The sequence below is a fragment of the Streptomyces sp. NPDC054847 genome (assembly GCF_053610925.1).
Window position 1 is genome coordinate 22011 of the sequence record NZ_JBSGZJ010000019.1, and the last position, 15169, is coordinate 37179.

The 15169-nt window shown below is 71.2% G+C and carries 17 protein-coding genes; 8 read left to right on the plus strand and 9 right to left on the minus strand.

Features of this window, described 5'->3' with window-relative positions; all coding sequences use genetic code 11:
- Window positions 1–4 precede the first annotated feature (4 nt).
- The 5 genes from ACWGH4_RS04295 to hemL form a co-directional block, all read right to left on the minus strand.
- A complete protein-coding gene (locus tag ACWGH4_RS04295; RefSeq protein WP_189467105.1) occupies window positions 5–742 on the minus strand; it encodes a cytochrome c biogenesis CcdA family protein in 738 nt (245 codons plus the stop codon).
- 31 nt (window positions 743–773) lie between these two features.
- Complete coding sequence (locus ACWGH4_RS04300) at window positions 774–1373, minus strand: TlpA family protein disulfide reductase (protein ID WP_453455389.1); 600 nt, start codon at window positions 1371–1373, stop codon at window positions 774–776.
- Window positions 1374–1441: 68 nt separating this feature from the next.
- Complete coding sequence (locus tag ACWGH4_RS04305; protein WP_453455392.1) at window positions 1442–2689, minus strand: hypothetical protein; 1248 nt, start codon at window positions 2687–2689, stop codon at window positions 1442–1444.
- 149 nt (window positions 2690–2838) lie between these two features.
- Window positions 2839–3486 carry a histidine phosphatase family protein gene (locus ACWGH4_RS04310; protein WP_441265784.1) on the minus strand — a complete coding sequence of 216 codons (648 nt, stop codon included), beginning with the start codon at window positions 3484–3486 and terminating at the stop codon, window positions 2839–2841.
- Between the two features lie 146 nt (window positions 3487–3632).
- Entirely contained in the window at window positions 3633–4949 is a 1317-nt protein-coding gene (gene hemL / locus ACWGH4_RS04315) for a glutamate-1-semialdehyde 2,1-aminomutase (RefSeq protein ID WP_453455396.1), read from the minus strand.
- Window positions 4950–5065: 116 nt separating this feature from the next.
- On the opposite strand from hemL, the gene ACWGH4_RS04320 reads away from it, so the two are divergent.
- Window positions 5066–5620 (plus strand): hypothetical protein, encoded by a 555-nt coding sequence (locus ACWGH4_RS04320; protein ID WP_182327717.1) that lies wholly within the window; start codon window positions 5066–5068, stop codon window positions 5618–5620.
- Window positions 5621–5773: 153 nt separating this feature from the next.
- On the opposite strand, the gene ACWGH4_RS04325 is transcribed toward ACWGH4_RS04320, so the two are convergent.
- Complete coding sequence (locus tag ACWGH4_RS04325; protein WP_453455429.1) at window positions 5774–6376, minus strand: DM13 domain-containing protein; 603 nt, start codon at window positions 6374–6376, stop codon at window positions 5774–5776.
- Between the two features lie 265 nt (window positions 6377–6641).
- On the opposite strand from ACWGH4_RS04325, the gene ACWGH4_RS04330 reads away from it, so the two are divergent.
- Window positions 6642–7517 (plus strand): glycosyltransferase family 2 protein, encoded by an 876-nt coding sequence (locus ACWGH4_RS04330; protein ID WP_453455400.1) that lies wholly within the window; start codon window positions 6642–6644, stop codon window positions 7515–7517.
- A gap of 145 nt (window positions 7518–7662) precedes the next feature.
- Here the strand turns inward: ACWGH4_RS04330 and ACWGH4_RS04335 are convergent, their stop codons facing one another.
- Complete coding sequence (locus ACWGH4_RS04335) at window positions 7663–8244, minus strand: TIGR03086 family metal-binding protein (protein WP_453455403.1); 582 nt, start codon at window positions 8242–8244, stop codon at window positions 7663–7665.
- A 96-nt stretch (window positions 8245–8340) separates the two neighbouring features.
- Here ACWGH4_RS04335 and ACWGH4_RS04340 point away from each other — a divergent pair, with 96 nt between their 5' ends.
- From ACWGH4_RS04340 to ACWGH4_RS04350, 3 genes are all read left to right on the plus strand, one after another.
- Window positions 8341–9216: an AraC family transcriptional regulator gene (locus tag ACWGH4_RS04340; RefSeq protein WP_453455406.1), complete on the plus strand. Its 876-nt coding sequence runs from the start codon at window positions 8341–8343 to the stop codon at window positions 9214–9216.
- Window positions 9217–9261: 45 nt separating this feature from the next.
- The gene (locus tag ACWGH4_RS04345) at window positions 9262–9804 is read left to right on the plus strand and encodes a GNAT family N-acetyltransferase (protein WP_441265649.1); all 543 of its coding nucleotides are present in this window, start codon (window positions 9262–9264) and stop codon (window positions 9802–9804) included.
- Between the two features lie 134 nt (window positions 9805–9938).
- A complete protein-coding gene (locus ACWGH4_RS04350) occupies window positions 9939–10664 on the plus strand; it encodes a Mut7-C RNAse domain-containing protein (RefSeq protein WP_453455410.1) in 726 nt (241 codons plus the stop codon).
- A 137-nt stretch (window positions 10665–10801) separates the two neighbouring features.
- On the opposite strand, the gene ACWGH4_RS04355 is transcribed toward ACWGH4_RS04350, so the two are convergent.
- On the minus strand, window positions 10802–11452 hold the full coding sequence (locus ACWGH4_RS04355; RefSeq protein ID WP_453455413.1) for a TetR/AcrR family transcriptional regulator: 651 nt from the start codon (window positions 11450–11452) through the stop codon (window positions 10802–10804).
- A gap of 154 nt (window positions 11453–11606) precedes the next feature.
- On the opposite strand from ACWGH4_RS04355, the gene ACWGH4_RS04360 reads away from it, so the two are divergent.
- Window positions 11607–13109: an FAD-dependent monooxygenase gene (locus ACWGH4_RS04360; protein ID WP_453455416.1), complete on the plus strand. Its 1503-nt coding sequence runs from the start codon at window positions 11607–11609 to the stop codon at window positions 13107–13109.
- A gap of 23 nt (window positions 13110–13132) precedes the next feature.
- On the opposite strand, the gene ACWGH4_RS04365 is transcribed toward ACWGH4_RS04360, so the two are convergent.
- Window positions 13133–13723, minus strand: coding sequence for a hypothetical protein (locus ACWGH4_RS04365; RefSeq protein WP_453455419.1), 591 nt, complete (start codon window positions 13721–13723; stop codon window positions 13133–13135).
- Window positions 13724–13844: 121 nt separating this feature from the next.
- On the opposite strand from ACWGH4_RS04365, the gene ACWGH4_RS04370 reads away from it, so the two are divergent.
- Together ACWGH4_RS04370 and ACWGH4_RS04375 are read left to right on the plus strand one after the other, a co-directional pair.
- On the plus strand, window positions 13845–14609 hold the full coding sequence (locus tag ACWGH4_RS04370; protein ID WP_453455422.1) for an SDR family NAD(P)-dependent oxidoreductase: 765 nt from the start codon (window positions 13845–13847) through the stop codon (window positions 14607–14609).
- Complete coding sequence (locus tag ACWGH4_RS04375) at window positions 14609–15148, plus strand: N-acetyltransferase family protein (protein WP_453455424.1); 540 nt, start codon at window positions 14609–14611, stop codon at window positions 15146–15148. The genes ACWGH4_RS04370 and ACWGH4_RS04375 overlap by 1 nt, the downstream gene beginning before the upstream one ends.
- Window positions 15149–15169 lie beyond the last annotated feature (21 nt).

Sequence of the window (15169 nt, forward strand, 5' to 3'; positions counted from 1 at the left end):
GAACTCAGATCCCCACCGTGAAGCCGTTCGACCATCCCTGCATCTCCTGCACCAGGGTGTCCCATGCACCTGTGAGCAGCAGCAGACCGGTCGCGATCATCATGATTCCGCCGATCCGCATCACCCATGTGTAGTGCCGCTTGATCCAGCCGAAGGCACCGAGCGCCTTGCGGAAGGCGACCGCGGCGACGATGAACGGCAGACCGAGACCGAGGCAGTACGCGACAGACAGTACGGCCCCGCGGCCCGCGCTTCCCTCGTTGAGCGCGAGGGCCTGCACCGACGCGAGGGTCGGGCCGATGCACGGGGCCCAGCCCACTCCGAACAGCGCTCCGAGCAGCGGCGCGCCGACCAGGCCGGTCGCGGGCTTCTTGTGGAAGCGGAACTCGCGCTGGGTGAGCCAGGGCATCAGCCCCATGAAGAACACGCCCAGCAGGACCATCAGCACGCCGAGGACCTTGGACAGCACGTCCCGGTGTCCGAGCAGGGTGTTGCCGAAGTAGCCGAAGAAGGCGCCGCCGGAGACGAAGACGACGGTGAAGCCGAGGACGAACAGCGACGCGCCGACGACCATCCGGCCGCGCCGGGCGTCGGCCAGGTCGGTGCCGGTGACGCCGGTCACATAGGAGAGGTAGCCGGGCACCAGAGGCAGGACGCACGGCGAGAAGAAGGAGACGAGTCCGCCGAGCACGGCGATGGGCAGCGCGAGGAGCAGTGCGCCGCCGAACACCGTCTCGTTCATGCCGGACGCTGCGGCCAGAACTTCCACAGGATCACTTCTCCGCGATCAACGGGTCGATCATCTTGCGGAGTTCCTCGTCGTCGAGCGCCTTGAGCGAACGCGCCGCGATCTTCCCTTCCCGGTCGAGGACGATCGTGGAGGGAATGGCCTGCGGGTTGAGGCTGCCCTTGGGGAAACCGTTGACGATCAGTTTCCCGATGGGGTCGTAGAGGCTCGGATATCCGACGCCGTAATCCTTCTCGAAGGCGAGGGCGGGGCCCTTCTGCGGGTCGCGGGTGTTGATCCCGACGAACTCGACGCCGTCCGCCTCGGTCTCCTTGGCGACCTTCGCGAAGTAGGGCGCCTCGGAACGGCAGGGGGCGCACCACGATCCCCAGACGTTCATCACGACGATCTTGCCCTTGAGGTCGGCGATGTCGAGGCGCCCGCCGTCGAGGGTCTCGCCCGCGAGCTTCTTGGGGGCCTGACGCTCGCCCCTGGCGACCGTGTCGATGCCGCCGGTCCCGGTGACGAAGTTCGTGTCACCGCCGCCTCCGGACTTCCCACCGTCGCCGCAGGCCGACAGGGTGAGCGCACCTGCGGCGACCAGGGCGGTCAGCAGGGCGGCGCGGGGGGCACGGCTAAGGCTCATGTGAAAAGTTTCGCATGAGCCCGGCGGGGATCTTCCGCACCCCCCTGCGTGCCCGTTAAGGGCCGTTGTCAAGCGGCCTTAAAGAATGCGTTCCAGCCGCCCGCCGGCGACTGACCGGTCCCGAGCGTACGAAGCTTGGCGAGCACCTGCGGATCCTGCACATCGAGCCAGTCGCAGAACTGCCGGAAGGACACCAGCCGTACGTCCTTCTTGCCCGCCATGCCTTTGAGCGCTTCCTCCACGGCGTCCATGTAGATGCCGCCGTTCCACTGTTCGAAGTGGTTGCCTATGAAGAAGGGTGCGCGATTGGTCTCGTAGGCCCGCTGGAATCCGGCGAGATAGGCGTCCCGCGCCTGCTTCTTCCAGCCCGGATAGCGGGAGGGCATGCCGTTGGTCGAGTTCTTCGACTGATTGGCCAGCATGTTGTAGTCCATGGACAGGACTTCGAAGGTGTGGCCGGGGAACGGGACGGACTGGAGCGGCAGGTCCCAGAGGCCGAGCTTCTTCCCTGGCCACATCTGGTGGCCGCCGGGCGAGCTGGCGTCGTAGCGCCAGCCGAGCCGCTTGGCCGTCGGCAGCAGATTGTCCTGGCCGAGCAGGCAGGGGGTGCGGCCGCCGACGAGTTCCTTGCGGTAGTCGAAGGGCAGCGGGTCGATGTCGTGCCAGCCGCTGTTGGTCCGCCATTCGGTGACGAACTTCACAGCCTGGTCGATCTCGCTCTGCCAGTCCGCGGAGGTCCAGTTGCCGACGGATCCGGAGCCGCCGCAGAAATGCCCGTTGAAGTGGGTGCCTATCTCATGGCCGTCGAGCCACGCCTGGCGTATGCACTTCAGGGTGTCCTTGATGTGGTCGTCCGTGAGATAACCGATGTCGGACGCGCCGATGGTGTTGTTGGGCGGCCGGTAGAGCGACTTCTTCGATTCGGGCAGCAGATAGATGCCGGAGAGGAAGAAGGTCATTCCCGCGCCGTGGTCCCTGGCGAGTTCCAGGAAACGGGGGAAGAGGCCGTTGCCGACTTCGCCCGCGCCGTCCCAGGAGAAGATCACGAATTGCGGCGGTGTCTGGCCCGGTTCGAGCGGGACGGGTTTCTGCGGCTGGTGCGGCTGCTTTCCCGTGTCGGCGGTGGAGCCGTCGCCGATCAGCCGCACGGGGTTCTTCGACGGGGAGGGGCTGCTGCTGCCCTTGCCCTGGCCGACCCCCTCGGCCGGGTCGGTACGTCCGCCGCCGAAGCCGTTGGAGCCGCAGCCCGCCACTCCGATGGCCGCTGCGGCCCCAAGTCCCGCTCCCAGCAATCCCCTTCGGCTGATCTCCCGCATATCGTCCCCATCCGCGCTCTCCTGGTCACGAGAGCAGTTGCTCGAACCGGCGAACAAACCGGCACAAGCTGAGATGCGCTGTGGAACTCGCGGGTTCCGGGTAACTCTGCTTATTTTTCTTCAATACGGGTGATCGAATGCGGGAGCGGCTATGCGCCGAATGCCTTGCTCTTCCCCTTCACCGGCTTGGCGCCGGCGAGGAGATGCGGCGGCACAAGATCGCGGGCCGGTTCCGTGTATCCCACGGAGACGATCCGGTCGCCCTCGTACGTGAAGGTGGTCAGCGAGGCGAGTGTGCACTGCCGGCGCCGCGGGTCGTGCCACAGCCGGCGGCGCTCCACGAAGCTGCGCAGCGTCCAGATGGGCAGCTGGTGGCTGACGCACACGGCCTCGTGACCGCGCGCCGCGTCCCGTGCCGCGTCCAGCGCCGCCATCATCCGCACGACCTGGTCCATGTACGGCTCGCCCCACGACGGGCGGAACGGGTTGGTCAGGTGCCGCCAGTTGCCCGGCTTGCGCAGCGCGCCGTCGCCGACGCCGAACGTCTTGCCCTCGAAGACGTTGCCCGCCTCGATCAGCCGCTCGTCCGTCTCGAGAGCGAGGCCGTGCCCCTTGGCGATGGGCATGGCCGTCTCCTGCGCGCGCTCCAGCGGCGAGGCGACGACATGGGTGATGTCCCGGCCGGAGAGGTGTTCGGCGACCCGGTCGGCCATCTGCCGCCCGAGCTCGGAGAGGTGGTACCCGCTGCGGCGGCCGTAGAGGACACCGTCGGGGTTGTGCACCTCACCGTGGCGCATCAGGTGCACGACGGTGATCTCGCCGGCCTCGCGCCGGACGTCCCCGTCCGTCGCCGCGGCGCGCTCCAGCGCCGCCTCGACGGCGCTGTCCCCGGCCGTCAGGGCGCCGGAGTCGGCGCCCCCCGTGGGGCGGTGGCTGCCGGCGCTCATGCCGTGGCCTCCGCGGCGGCGCGGGCGGCGGCGGGCAGGGCCGCGGCGATCCGCTCGATCGCCCGCTCGTCGTGCGCGGTCGACACGAACCAGGACTCGAAGGCGGACGGCGGCAGGTAGACGCCCTGGGAGAGCATCGAGTGGAAGAAGGCGTTGAAGCGGAACGCCTCCTGCTTCTTGGCGTCCTCGTAGTCCCTGACCTCGGTCGGGGTGAAGAAGACGGAGAACATGTTGGACGCCGTCTGCAGCCGGTGGGCGACGCCCTCCTTGGTCAGCGCCTCGGTCACCAGGGCCCGGATCTCCTTCGAGACCGCGTTCACCTTGTCGTAGGCGGCGTCGTCGAGGAGCCGCAGCTGCGCGAGACCGGCGGCGGTGGCGACCGGGTTACCGGACAGGGTGCCCGCCTGGTAGACCGGGCCCGCCGGGGCGAGGTGCGCCATGACGTCCTTGCGGCCGCCGAACGCCGCGGCGGGGAAGCCGCCGCCCATGACCTTGCCGAAGGTCATCAGGTCGGGCGCGACACCGTCGACGCCGTACCAGCCGGCCTTCGAGGTACGGAAACCGGTCATCACCTCGTCGGAGATGTAGAGCGCGCCGTTCTGCGCGCACGCCGCCTTGAGGCCCTCGTTGAAACCGGGCCGCGGCGGGACGACGCCCATGTTGCCGGGCGACGCCTCGGTGATCACACAGGCGATCTGGCCGGCGTTGGCGTGGAACGCGGCGTGCACGGCCTCGAGGTCGTTGTACGGCAGCACGATGGTGTCTCCGGCCTGCGCGCCGGTGACCCCGGGCGTGTCGGGCAGGCCGAACGTCGCCACTCCCGAACCGGCGGCGGCCAGCAGGGCGTCCACGTGCCCGTGGTAGCAGCCGGCGAACTTGATGATCTTGGGTCGGCCGGTGAAGCCACGGGCCAGCCGGATCGCCGACATGGTCGCTTCCGTACCGCTGGAAACCAGCCGAACCTGCTCGACGGGCTCGACACGGGCCACGATCTCCTCGGCGAGGGCGACCTCTCCCTCGCCCGGCGTGCCGAACGACGTGCCGCGCGCGACCGCGGCCTGCACCGCCTCGATCACGGCCGGGTGGGAGTGCCCGAGGATCATCGGCCCCCACGAGCACACGAGGTCGACATACTCGCGCCCGTCGGCATCGGTGAGGTACGGACCGGTACCGGACACCATGAACCGGGGCGTACCGCCCACAGCACGGAAGGCACGGACGGGAGAGTTCACGCCGCCGGGCGTCACGAGGGACGCGCGGTCGAAAAGCGTCTGCGAAACTGGGGCGTCATAGGGAAAGCTCACGGAATCCATGGTCTCAGAGGCTCGGACGTATCTGCGGACAGGTGTTTCACCGCACGTTCGTGGGGGAGGTCACTGTCACGATGATCGGGTTGCGCGGCGGGGGCTGCGAGTGGTCGGGTGGAGATATGCATCGCGGTGGCGGACTGGGCGAGGGGACCGACGACCTGGGTCCTGAGCCTGCCCGGCGCGGAAAGCACCGGCGAGGCGAAGGGGACGAGCCCGCGGGAGGCAGGAGCGGCCGAGTGGGGGTGACCTACAAATACTTCGGCGCGCCCGACGGAGCCACCGCGGCCCGGGTGCCGATTTCGATGCGCCCCGAGGAGCTCGGCGGCGACGAGCTCGGCATGGGCGGAATGTTCACGAAGATCAAGCCGGAGACCATAGCGGCCATGGTTCTCACCGGTATCCAGGGCATGCCGCTGAACAAGGTGCCGCCGCTGGAGCTCGTCGTACTGCACCCCGACTACGCGGTGGTGAAGCTGCCGATGACCGTGGTCGACCCGCTGCGTGGCATCGGCGAGGAGTCGGTGGGTGCGGCGGCGTTCATATGGTCGACGGTCCCCGACCGGGGCGGGCCCAGGGACGCGTTCAACGTGTACCAACTGCTCCATGAATGGCAGGACTTCTCCCACCGGCTGCACGAGGCGGGGCATCAGCCGTATTGCCTCGTCTGGCCCTGAACGGGCGTTTTGCCGGGCGACGGCCGGATGTCCGACCTCGCCCCGACCCCGCCCCCCGACCACAGTTCCTGACCTGGCCCTGACCGTGCCCGGCCGCCTGCTCACGGCCTGACGTGCCCTGGCGTGCCCCGCGCTCGGCCTGTCCGGTCGGCGTCAGACGCGGCTGAGTTCCGCCGCGCCGAAGGACACGTCGAAACGGTCGCACCAGATGGTCACGCTGTTGTAGCGGGCCGGGTCGGTGCCGGCGGGCAGGGCGTAGTTCTGGTCGCCCTTGTTCCCCTTGAGCTTGCCGAGGCTCACATGGGCCCCGTCGTCGAAGACGTGCCAGCCGGCCCTGCCTTCCTTGACCGGTGCGTCCGTCAACCAGACGTGCAGGTCGGGGCCGTTGCTCGTGTCCAGGTTCTCCAGCCGGACGGTGTAGGAGCCGTCGGGCAGCCGGAGCAGCCGTACGGTGCCGGACGTCTCGTGCTCGTGGCTGATCAACTCACCGGCCGCCACCTTCGCCGGACCGGGCGGGGTCGACGGCGACGTGGGCGCCGACGCCGAGGGCCCGCTCGGCGCGGCGGACGGCGGCTCGGCGGCCCCGCCCGACGGCGAGGCACCGGCCGACGTCCCCGGCAACGCCTCCTGCACCGTCTCGTCCTGCCAGATCTTCCACGGCTGGAACCAGTACAGCCCCACGACGGCCGCCAACACGACCCCGACCACGACGGCGATACCGGCCGGCCTTGCGAGTACCGGGCGCATGCGTCCCATTGCCATCCCCACCTCCTAGAACAGCTGTTACAGGTCCCATTCAACGAGATCCCGCACTGCCATGGAGCCGGGAAGTCATGACGGTTCCCTTACGCCACGGCACGCACCGGCGCGACGGCCGGCCGCGCTGCCCCTCTGTCGTCCGTCCGCTCCGCCGTTCCCGCGTCTTCCGCGGCCGGAGCGCGCCACGTCGCGAGGCGTGCCCGGGCGGGCCCTCCCGCGGCTGGCATCATCGGCATCCAGCCGACCACTGGAGTTCGCCGCCATGCCACTGCCGCGCATCGGAGTCGTCATCGTGACCATGGGCACGCGACCGCGTGAACTGGACGCACTGATCGCATCGGTGGTCGGACAGGACGTTCCCCCGACGCGGATCGTCCTGGTCGGCAACGCGACTCCGCTCACCGATGTGTCGGCCGAGGTGACCAAGATCCCCCTGGAGGAGAACCTGGGCTGCCCCGGCGGGCGGAACGTCGGGCTGCGGGCCCTGCTCGACGCGGGTGACGTCGACGTCATCGTCGAACTCGACGACGACGGCCTCCTCATCGCCGACGACGTGTTCCGCAAGGTTCAGCAGCTGTATGCGGCGGATCCGGCGCTCGGGATCGTGTCCTTCCGGGTCGCCGACGAGCTCGGCGAGACGCAGCGACGGCACGTGCCACGTCTGCGGGCCGGTGACCCCATGCGGCGCGGTCCGGTGACCGCCTTCCTCGGAGGTGGCCATGCCCTGTCGGCACCGATGCTCACCGAGATCGGCACCTGGCCGGGGCACTTCTTCTTCTGCCACGAGGAGACCGACCTCGCCTGGCGCGCCCTGGACGCCGGCTGGAAGATCCTCTACGAACCCGACCTCGTCCTCCAGCACCCCAGAACCTCCCCGGCCAGACACGCGGTGTACCACCGCTTCACCGCCCGCAACCGGGTCTGGCTCGCCAGGCGCCGGCTCCCCCTCCCCCTGGTGCCGGTCTACCTGGGCGTGTGGATCCTGCTCCACTTGGTGCGCACCCGTTCCGTTTCCGGGCTGGGTGCCTGGGGCGCCGGGCTGCTGGAGGGCGTGCGCACACCGTGCGGCGACCGTCGGCCGATGAAGTGGCGCACGGTGTGGCGCATGACCCGACTCGGCCGGCCTCCGGTCATCTAGCCCGGCCCCGGCCGAACGTGCCTCCGACGTCCCGCCGCCGGCCGAGCGCGCCCGGGGGGCCCGCGGAGGGACCGCTACGGCTGTCGCTTCCGGTCGTCCGGCCGCCGGCCGAGCGCGTCCGGACGAGATCCCGCGGAAGGAGCCGCTACGGCCGCCGCCATTCCGGGTCGCGGCCGGTCAGGGCCAGCAGACGGTCGAGGTCCGACGCCCCGGCGCCCCCGTCGGGCAGGGGGAACTCCTCGCCGAAGGCGCCCATCTTGCGGCCGGTGGGGGCGAGCTCGGCACAGGACCGGAGCGCTTCGGCGACGACGACCGGGTCGGGCTCGTACTCCTGCCCCGTGGCGCGGGCGAGATCCCAGGCGTGCACGGTGAGGTCGTCGAGGGCCATCCGGCCGACGGTGCCGGCCGGCAGCCCCATCGCGCCCGACGTGCCCTCCTCGGCGCCGGGTTCCGCCCATGCCTTCACGAGTGCGGCGGTCTCCCTCTCGAAGGCGGCACGCCAGTCGCCGTGTCCGACGTAGTCCGGTGCGACGGAGAAGTCCGTTTCCTTCTTGGCCGCCAGGGCCTGGAAGTTGACCATGACCTGGAACAGGTGGTTCGCGAGACCGCGCACGTCGTACTCGGCGCACGGGGTGGGGTGGTCGAGCTGTTCGTCGGTGATGCCGCACACCACCGGAACGGAGCGCTCCGCGGCCGCTGCGAGCAGTTCACTGAGGGGTTTCGTCATGGGGTCACGGTAGGCAGCGTCACCATGGCCGCGTATTGAAAAAACGCGACACCCCGCTCGGAGGAACGCGCCACCTGGCGGTCCTAGGATCGGAGAATGACCGGTCCGCGACGCGACACGAGAGGCATCGTGGAGGCCCGTGAACTCTTCGCGCGGGTCCGCTTCCGGCGGCGCGAGCCCGCGCCCGTCCTTCGCCCGTATCTCGAGCACTACTGGCTGATCGACTGGGATCTGACCGAACCGTACGCCTCCCATGTCGTTCCCCATCCCTCGGTCAACGTGGTCTTCCAGCGGTACGACGACGAGCCCGCCCACGCCGAGGTCGCCGGCATCGGGCTGGAGCTGTTCACACACAAGCTGGCCGGGCGGGGCCGGGTCTGCGGGGTGCAGTTCCGGCCCGGCGGCTTCCGGCCGTTCGCGCCGGACCGGCCGGTGTCGGACTGGACGGGGAAACGGCTGCCGTTCGGTGACGTACTGCTGCCGGGCCGGGACGAGGAGACGCCGCGCACCGCCGCGCACGCCGTCGTGGACCCGGACGACGAGGACGCCAGGGTGGCCGCGCTGGACACGTTCCTGCTCGGGCTCGACCCGCGGCCGGACCCCCGGGCGGAACACGCCGTGGAGCTCGTCGAACTGGTCCGTACCGACCGTTCCGTGCGGCGCGTGTCCCAACTCGCCGGGGCGGCGGGCCTGTCGGCCCGGTCCCTGCAGCGTCTCTTCGCCGGCTGGGTGGGTGTGGGGCCCAAGTGGGTCATCCTGCGCTACCGCATCCACGAGGCACTGGAGCGCGCCGAGCAGGCCGACGAACGGACCGGTGGACCGGTCGGCGAGACACCGGGCCGACCGGCCGGCGGTGTCGACTGGGCCGCGCTCGCCGACGACCTGGGATACAGCGACCAGGCGCATCTCGTAAGGGACTTCACGGCGACCGTCGGTGTCCCCCCGTCGGCGTACACCAGGGCAGCGCGGTAGCCGCACGGCCGGGCCGCTGTCGTACCCGGGCCCTACAGTGCGGACATGGACGGCAAAGCGATCCCGGTACGAATCGAGCCCTGGTCCGAGGACGACCTCGACCTGCTCCGCGCGGCGAACGCCCCCGAGCTGATGGACCATCTCGGCGGCCCGGAGACGGAGGAGCAGCTCCTCAACCGCCACCGGCGGTACGTCGACCTGAGCGCCGACCGCACCGGGCGCGGCCGGATGTTCCGCATAGTCCTGGAGACCGGCGGGCGCCGCGGCGGCGAGGCCGCGGGCACGGTCGGCTTCTGGGAGCAGACCTGGGAGGACGAGCAGGTCTACGAGACGGGCTGGAGTGTGCTGCCCGCGTTCCAGGGCCTCGGGATCGCGACGGCGGGGACGCTGGCGGTCGTCGAGGCGGCGCGGGCCGAGCGGAAGCACCGGTTCCTGCACGCCTTCCCGTCCGTCTCCAACGGCCCGTCGAACGCGGTGTGCAGGAAGGCGGGCTTCTCGCTCGTCGGCGAGTGCGACTTCGAGTACCCGCCGGGCAATCTGCTGCGCAGCAACGACTGGTGCCTCGACCTGGGCCCGACGGGCGGGTGAGCCGGCCGCGGCCGGTGCGGGCCGGCCGGTGAGGGTCGGCGGGTGAGGCGCCGGGCCGGTGAGGGCCGGCCGGTGGGGGGCGGGCCGGGGAAAGCGCTGGCCGCTCCACCGCGGCCTTTGACATGCTGGGCGCTGTGAACGGACCGGAGATCACCATCGACGTCGCCCCCGAGCTGCGTCTTTTCGTGCCGTCGGACTACCGCCGGGGCCGTACGGCCCTGACCACCGACGGCTCCTCGACGCTCGGCCATGTCGTGGAGTCCCTGGGCGTGCCGCTCACCGAGGCGGGCCGGCTGATCGTCGACGGCCGCCAGGTCCCCACCTCACACATCCCGGGCGTGGGAGAGCACGTCGAGGTGCACGGCGTGGACCGTCCGCAGCAGGTGCCCGGCGCCCCGCTCCGCTTCCTCCTCGACGTCCACCTCGGCACGCTGGCCCGGCGGCTCCGTCTGCTCGGCGTCGACGCGGCGTACGAGAACGAGGACATCGGCGACCCGGCCCTCGCCACGCTCTCCGCCAAGGAGCGGCGGGTGCTGCTCTCGCGCGACCGCGGGCTGCTGCGCCGCCGCGAGATCTGGGCTGGCGCGTACGTGTACAGCGACCGGCCCGACGACCAACTACGGGACGTGCTCCAGCGTTTCGCCCCCACGCTCGCGCCGTGGACGCGCTGCACGGCCTGCAACGGCCCCCTGAAGGAGGCCGACAAGGACTCCGTCCAGGAACAGCTTCAGCACGGCACGCAGCGCTCGTACGACGTGTTCGCCCAGTGCACGGCCTGCGGCCGGGTGTACTGGCGCGGCGCGCACCACGCCCGCCTCGAGGCGATCGTCACCGACGCTCTGCGCACCTCGGGCGCGTAGGCCGGGCAGCTTCGGAGCAGGGCCGGCAGGCCTCGAGTGCAGGACCGGCAGGCCTCAGGGCCGCCCCTGCGTCGCCTACGCCGCCGGCCGTGTTCCCGGCCCGCGTACGACACGGCCTCCGCGCCCGCTCCCGACCGTCAAGACGGCCTCGGTTCCACTCCCGACCGCTCCGACGGCCTCGCTTCCGCTGCCGACCGCTCCGACGGCCTCACTTCCGTGCACGGCTCCGTGAGATAGCGCTGCACGGTCGGGGCCAGCCAGCTGACGACCTCGTCGCGCGTCATCTCCACGGCGGGCGGGAATCGCAGCACGTACCGGGCCATAGCCATGCCGAGTATCTGGGAAGCGATGAGCGCCGCGCGCCGGGGGGCCTCCGCGGGATCGGGGCACAGAGCGACGGCGACAGGGCCCAGCTGTTCGCGGAAGATCGCTCGGGTCCGCTCCGCGGCCGCCTCGTTCGTCACGGCCGCGCGCAGCAGCGCCGTCAGGACCTCGTCCTGCTCCCAGCGGTCGAGAAAGTGCGTGACGAGAACCGCTCCCGCATGCCGGGCGGGGAGCGCGCCCATTTCGGGCAGGCGCAGGTCGAACTCGGAGGCGACCGCGAAGAGCCCCTCCTTGTTGCCGTAGTAGCGCATCACCATCGACGGGTCGATCCCCGCGTCACGGGCGATCGCGCGGATCGTCGCCCGCTCGTACCCGTCGGCGGCGAAGCGCTCGCGGGCGGCTTCGAGGATCGCGGCCCTGGTCACGTCCGACCGGCGGGGTGCGCCGGGTGCTTCCGTCGTCATGCCAACAACTGTAGGCCAACAGGTGTTGACAAGCCAGAGCCGGGCTCTCTAAAGTTGCCAACAAGCGTTGACCAACATGTGTTGGCCCACAAGCGTTGACCCGCAAGCGTTGACCATCGGCGCAGCCCTTCGGCGCCCGGATCAGGAGGCAGCCATGACCGGCAGGCCCAGCACCGGAAGCACGAACGTTCACCGCACCTCGCCAAAGACCACTCCGGCCACCGACCCCGCTCCCGTCGACCCGGGCTCCGGGTTCGACACCGATGTGCTGGTCGTAGGGGCGGGCCCCACCGGGATGCTGCTCGCCGGCGACCTGGCCGCCGCGGGCGTCAGCGTCACCCTCATCGAACGCCGCCCCCACGAGCGAAGCAACATCACCCGCGCCTTCGGCGTGCACGCACGCACCCTGGAGCTGCTCGACGCCCGCGGCCTCGCCGACGAACTGGTGCGCCACGGCACCCCGATCACCGGCCTCAGGTTGTTCCGGCGCCTCTCCCTCGACCTGTCCCGGCTGCCCTCCCGCTTCCCGTTCCTCCTCATCACCCCGCAGTACGAGGTGGAGAAGCTGCTGGAGCGCCGCGCCCTGGCCGCCGGCGTCGACTTCCGGTACGGGACGGAGCTCACGGGCCTGGAGCTTTCCGGCTCTTCCGTCACCGCGCTGGCGACGGACGCGACCGGCAAGCGGACCCTTCGCGCGCGTTACGTGGTCGGCGCCGACGGCGTGCGCAGCGCCGTGCGCGAAGCCATCGGCCTGCCCTTCCCCGGCGTTTCGGTGATCAGGTCCATCGTGCTCGCCGACGTCAAGCTCGCGGAAGAGCCCGCCGGTCTCCTCACGGTCAACGGCGTGGGGGACGCCTTCGCCTTCATCGCCCCCTTCGGCGACGGCTGGTACCGCGTCATGGGCTGGAACCGCGACCGTCAGGTGGCCGACGACGAACCCGTCGACCTCGACGAGGTCCGCGACATCGCCCGCCGCGCCCTCGGAACCGACTTCGGGATGCACGACGCCCGCTGGATCTCACGCTTCCACAGCGACGAACGCCAGGCGCCGTCCTATCGCAAGGGCCGCGTCTTCCTCGCCGGCGACGCCGCGCACGTCCACTCCCCCGCCGGCGGTCAGGGCATGAACACCGGCCTCCAGGACGCGGCGAACCTCTCCTGGAAGCTCGCCTCCGTCGTCCTGGGCCGCGCCCCCGACCCCGAAGTCCTGCTCGACAGCTACGAGTCGGAGCGCCATCCGGTCGGCTCGGCGGTGCTGCGCAGCAGCGGTGCCATCGTGCGCCTCGCCATGGCCCGCACCCCGCTCCACCGCGCGGCACGCTCACTGGCCGCCGCGTTCCTGAGCGCCGTCCGCCCCGCCTCCGCAAAGGCCATGGGCATGGTCTCGGGCATCGGCATCTCCTACGGCGCGCCTCGCGGCTCCCACCGCCTGACCGGACGGCGCGCACCCGACCTACGGCTCGCGGAGGGCCGGCTCTACGAACTGCTCCGCGAGGGCGACTTCGTCCTGGTGGGCCCTCCCGGCAGCGAGCCCGACGTCCCGCCCGTCCCCGGCCGCGTCATACGGGCGCACTGGGCGACGGACCGGCGCACCGCGCTCCTCGTCCGCCCCGACGGCTACATCGCCTGGGCGTCGGGAGCCGGCACACCGCGATGACCCGGCAGGCCGGGGCCCGGCCCTCAGAAGACGTACGGGTCCCCGGTGGCCGGGACCAGCACCCGGTGCTCGTCATTCACCGGGTTCCGGTCGCTCGCCCCGCCGTTCCACGCGGTGGCGACGTGCAGCACGACCTCGTGCGGGCTGCCGGCCGTGCCCAGTTCCAGTCCGAGCGTCCGGGCCGGCCCGTCCGCCGGCAATGCACCCGTCGCGCACAGCAACTCCCGCTCGGCGGCCCGCAGGCACCCGCGCGGCAGCTTCGGCGTACCGGCCGGCGGCACGGACAGGGTGAGCCGCACGGTCACCCCGGCGAGGCCGGAGGGACCGTGGTTCAGCGTCGTCACAGAGATCGCGAGCCGCCCGTCGGTCAGCGACACGCGGCCGTGGTGCGCCACGTCGGCCTCCGGCGCGATGCCCGCGACACTCCGGCCGTCCACACCCTGGCCGCCCACGCCGCCGTCCGGACCCCCGCCGCCGACGCCCGCGACGTTCCCGCCGTCCACACCGCCGCCATCCGCGCCCCCGCCGTCCACGCCCGCACTCGCCGCCCCCGCGCCGATCAGCAGCAGTACGGCCGCGGCCCCCGCCGACAGGGCCCTTCGCATCGCATACATGAGCCAGAAGATACCTATTGCCCGAAAATACGGCTGATTGCCCGGGAACTCCGGCGCGTCCTGCCGATTTATTCTGGCGGCGTCGCGATCACCATCGATCACACGCGCGAGGAGCTACGACATGAGCACCGCTGGGACACCCGTCGCCGTCGTCACCGGAGCCAGTAGCGGCATCGGTGCGGCCACCGGGCGCCAACTGGCCGCCGCCGGCTATCACGTGGTCCTCACCGCCCGCCGCAAGGACCGCATCGAGGCGCTGGCCGCCGAGCTCACCGCCGCCGGCCACCGGGCCACCGCCCACCCCATCGACGTCACGGACCGCCCCGCCGTCGACTCCTTCGCCGCCGGCCTCGAGCGTTGCGACGTCCTGGTGAACAACGCGGGCGGCGCCCTGGGCGCCGACCCGGTCGCCACCGGCGATCCGGCCGACTGGCGCCGTATGTTCGAGGTCAACGTCATCGGCACGCTCAACCTCACCCAGGCGCTGCTCCCGGCGCTCACCGCGAGCGGTGACGGCACGGTCGTTATCCTCTCGTCCACCGCGGGCCTCAGCACGTACGAGGGCGGCGGCGGCTATGTCGCGGCCAAGCACGGCGAGCACGTCCTCGCCGAGACCCTCCGGCTGGAGATCGTCGGCACCCCGGTCCGGGTGATCGAGGTCGCCCCGGGCATGGTCAGGACGGAGGAGTTCGCGACCACCCGCTTCCGCGGCGACACCGACAAGGCCGCCAAGGTCTACGCGGGTGTGGCTCAGCCGCTCACCGCCGACGACGTGGCGGACACCATCACCTGGGCCGTCACCCGCCCGCCGCACGTCAACATCGATCTCCTGGTCGTCAGGCCCCGCGCCCAGGCGTCCAACTCCAAGGTGCACAGGGAGCTGTGATGACCGACGGCCCGACCATCACCCGGCTGACCCCGGACGCGCTGCCCGCCGTCGCCCCCGATCTCGCCGCGCTGCTCCTCGACGCGGTGGACGACGGCGCCTCCGTGGGCTTCACCTCGTCCCTCACCTCCGCACAGGCCGAGGCATGGTGGCGCTCCCTCGCCGCCGACCTCGCCGACGAACGCGTGGTCCTCTGGGCCGCTCACGACGGCGGCCGGCTCATAGGCACCGTCCAGCTCAGACTCGAGACGTCCGCCAACGGCCGGCACCGCGCGGAGATAGCCAAGCTCCTGGTCCACCGTGCGGCCCGCGGGCGCGGCAGCGCCCGCCGTCTCCTCGCCACGGCCGAGGCCTTCGCCGCCGCGTCCGGCCGCACCCTGCTGATGCTGGACACCCAGACCGGCAGCGCGGCGGAGCGCCTCTACCGCACCTCGGGCTGGTCGGCCCTCGGCACGCTTCCCGACTACGCCGCCGACCCGTCCGGCACGCTGCGCCCGACGACGTTCTTCCACAAGTCCCTGCCGGTGGCGAGTGGCTGAGACATACGGCGGGCCCCGGAC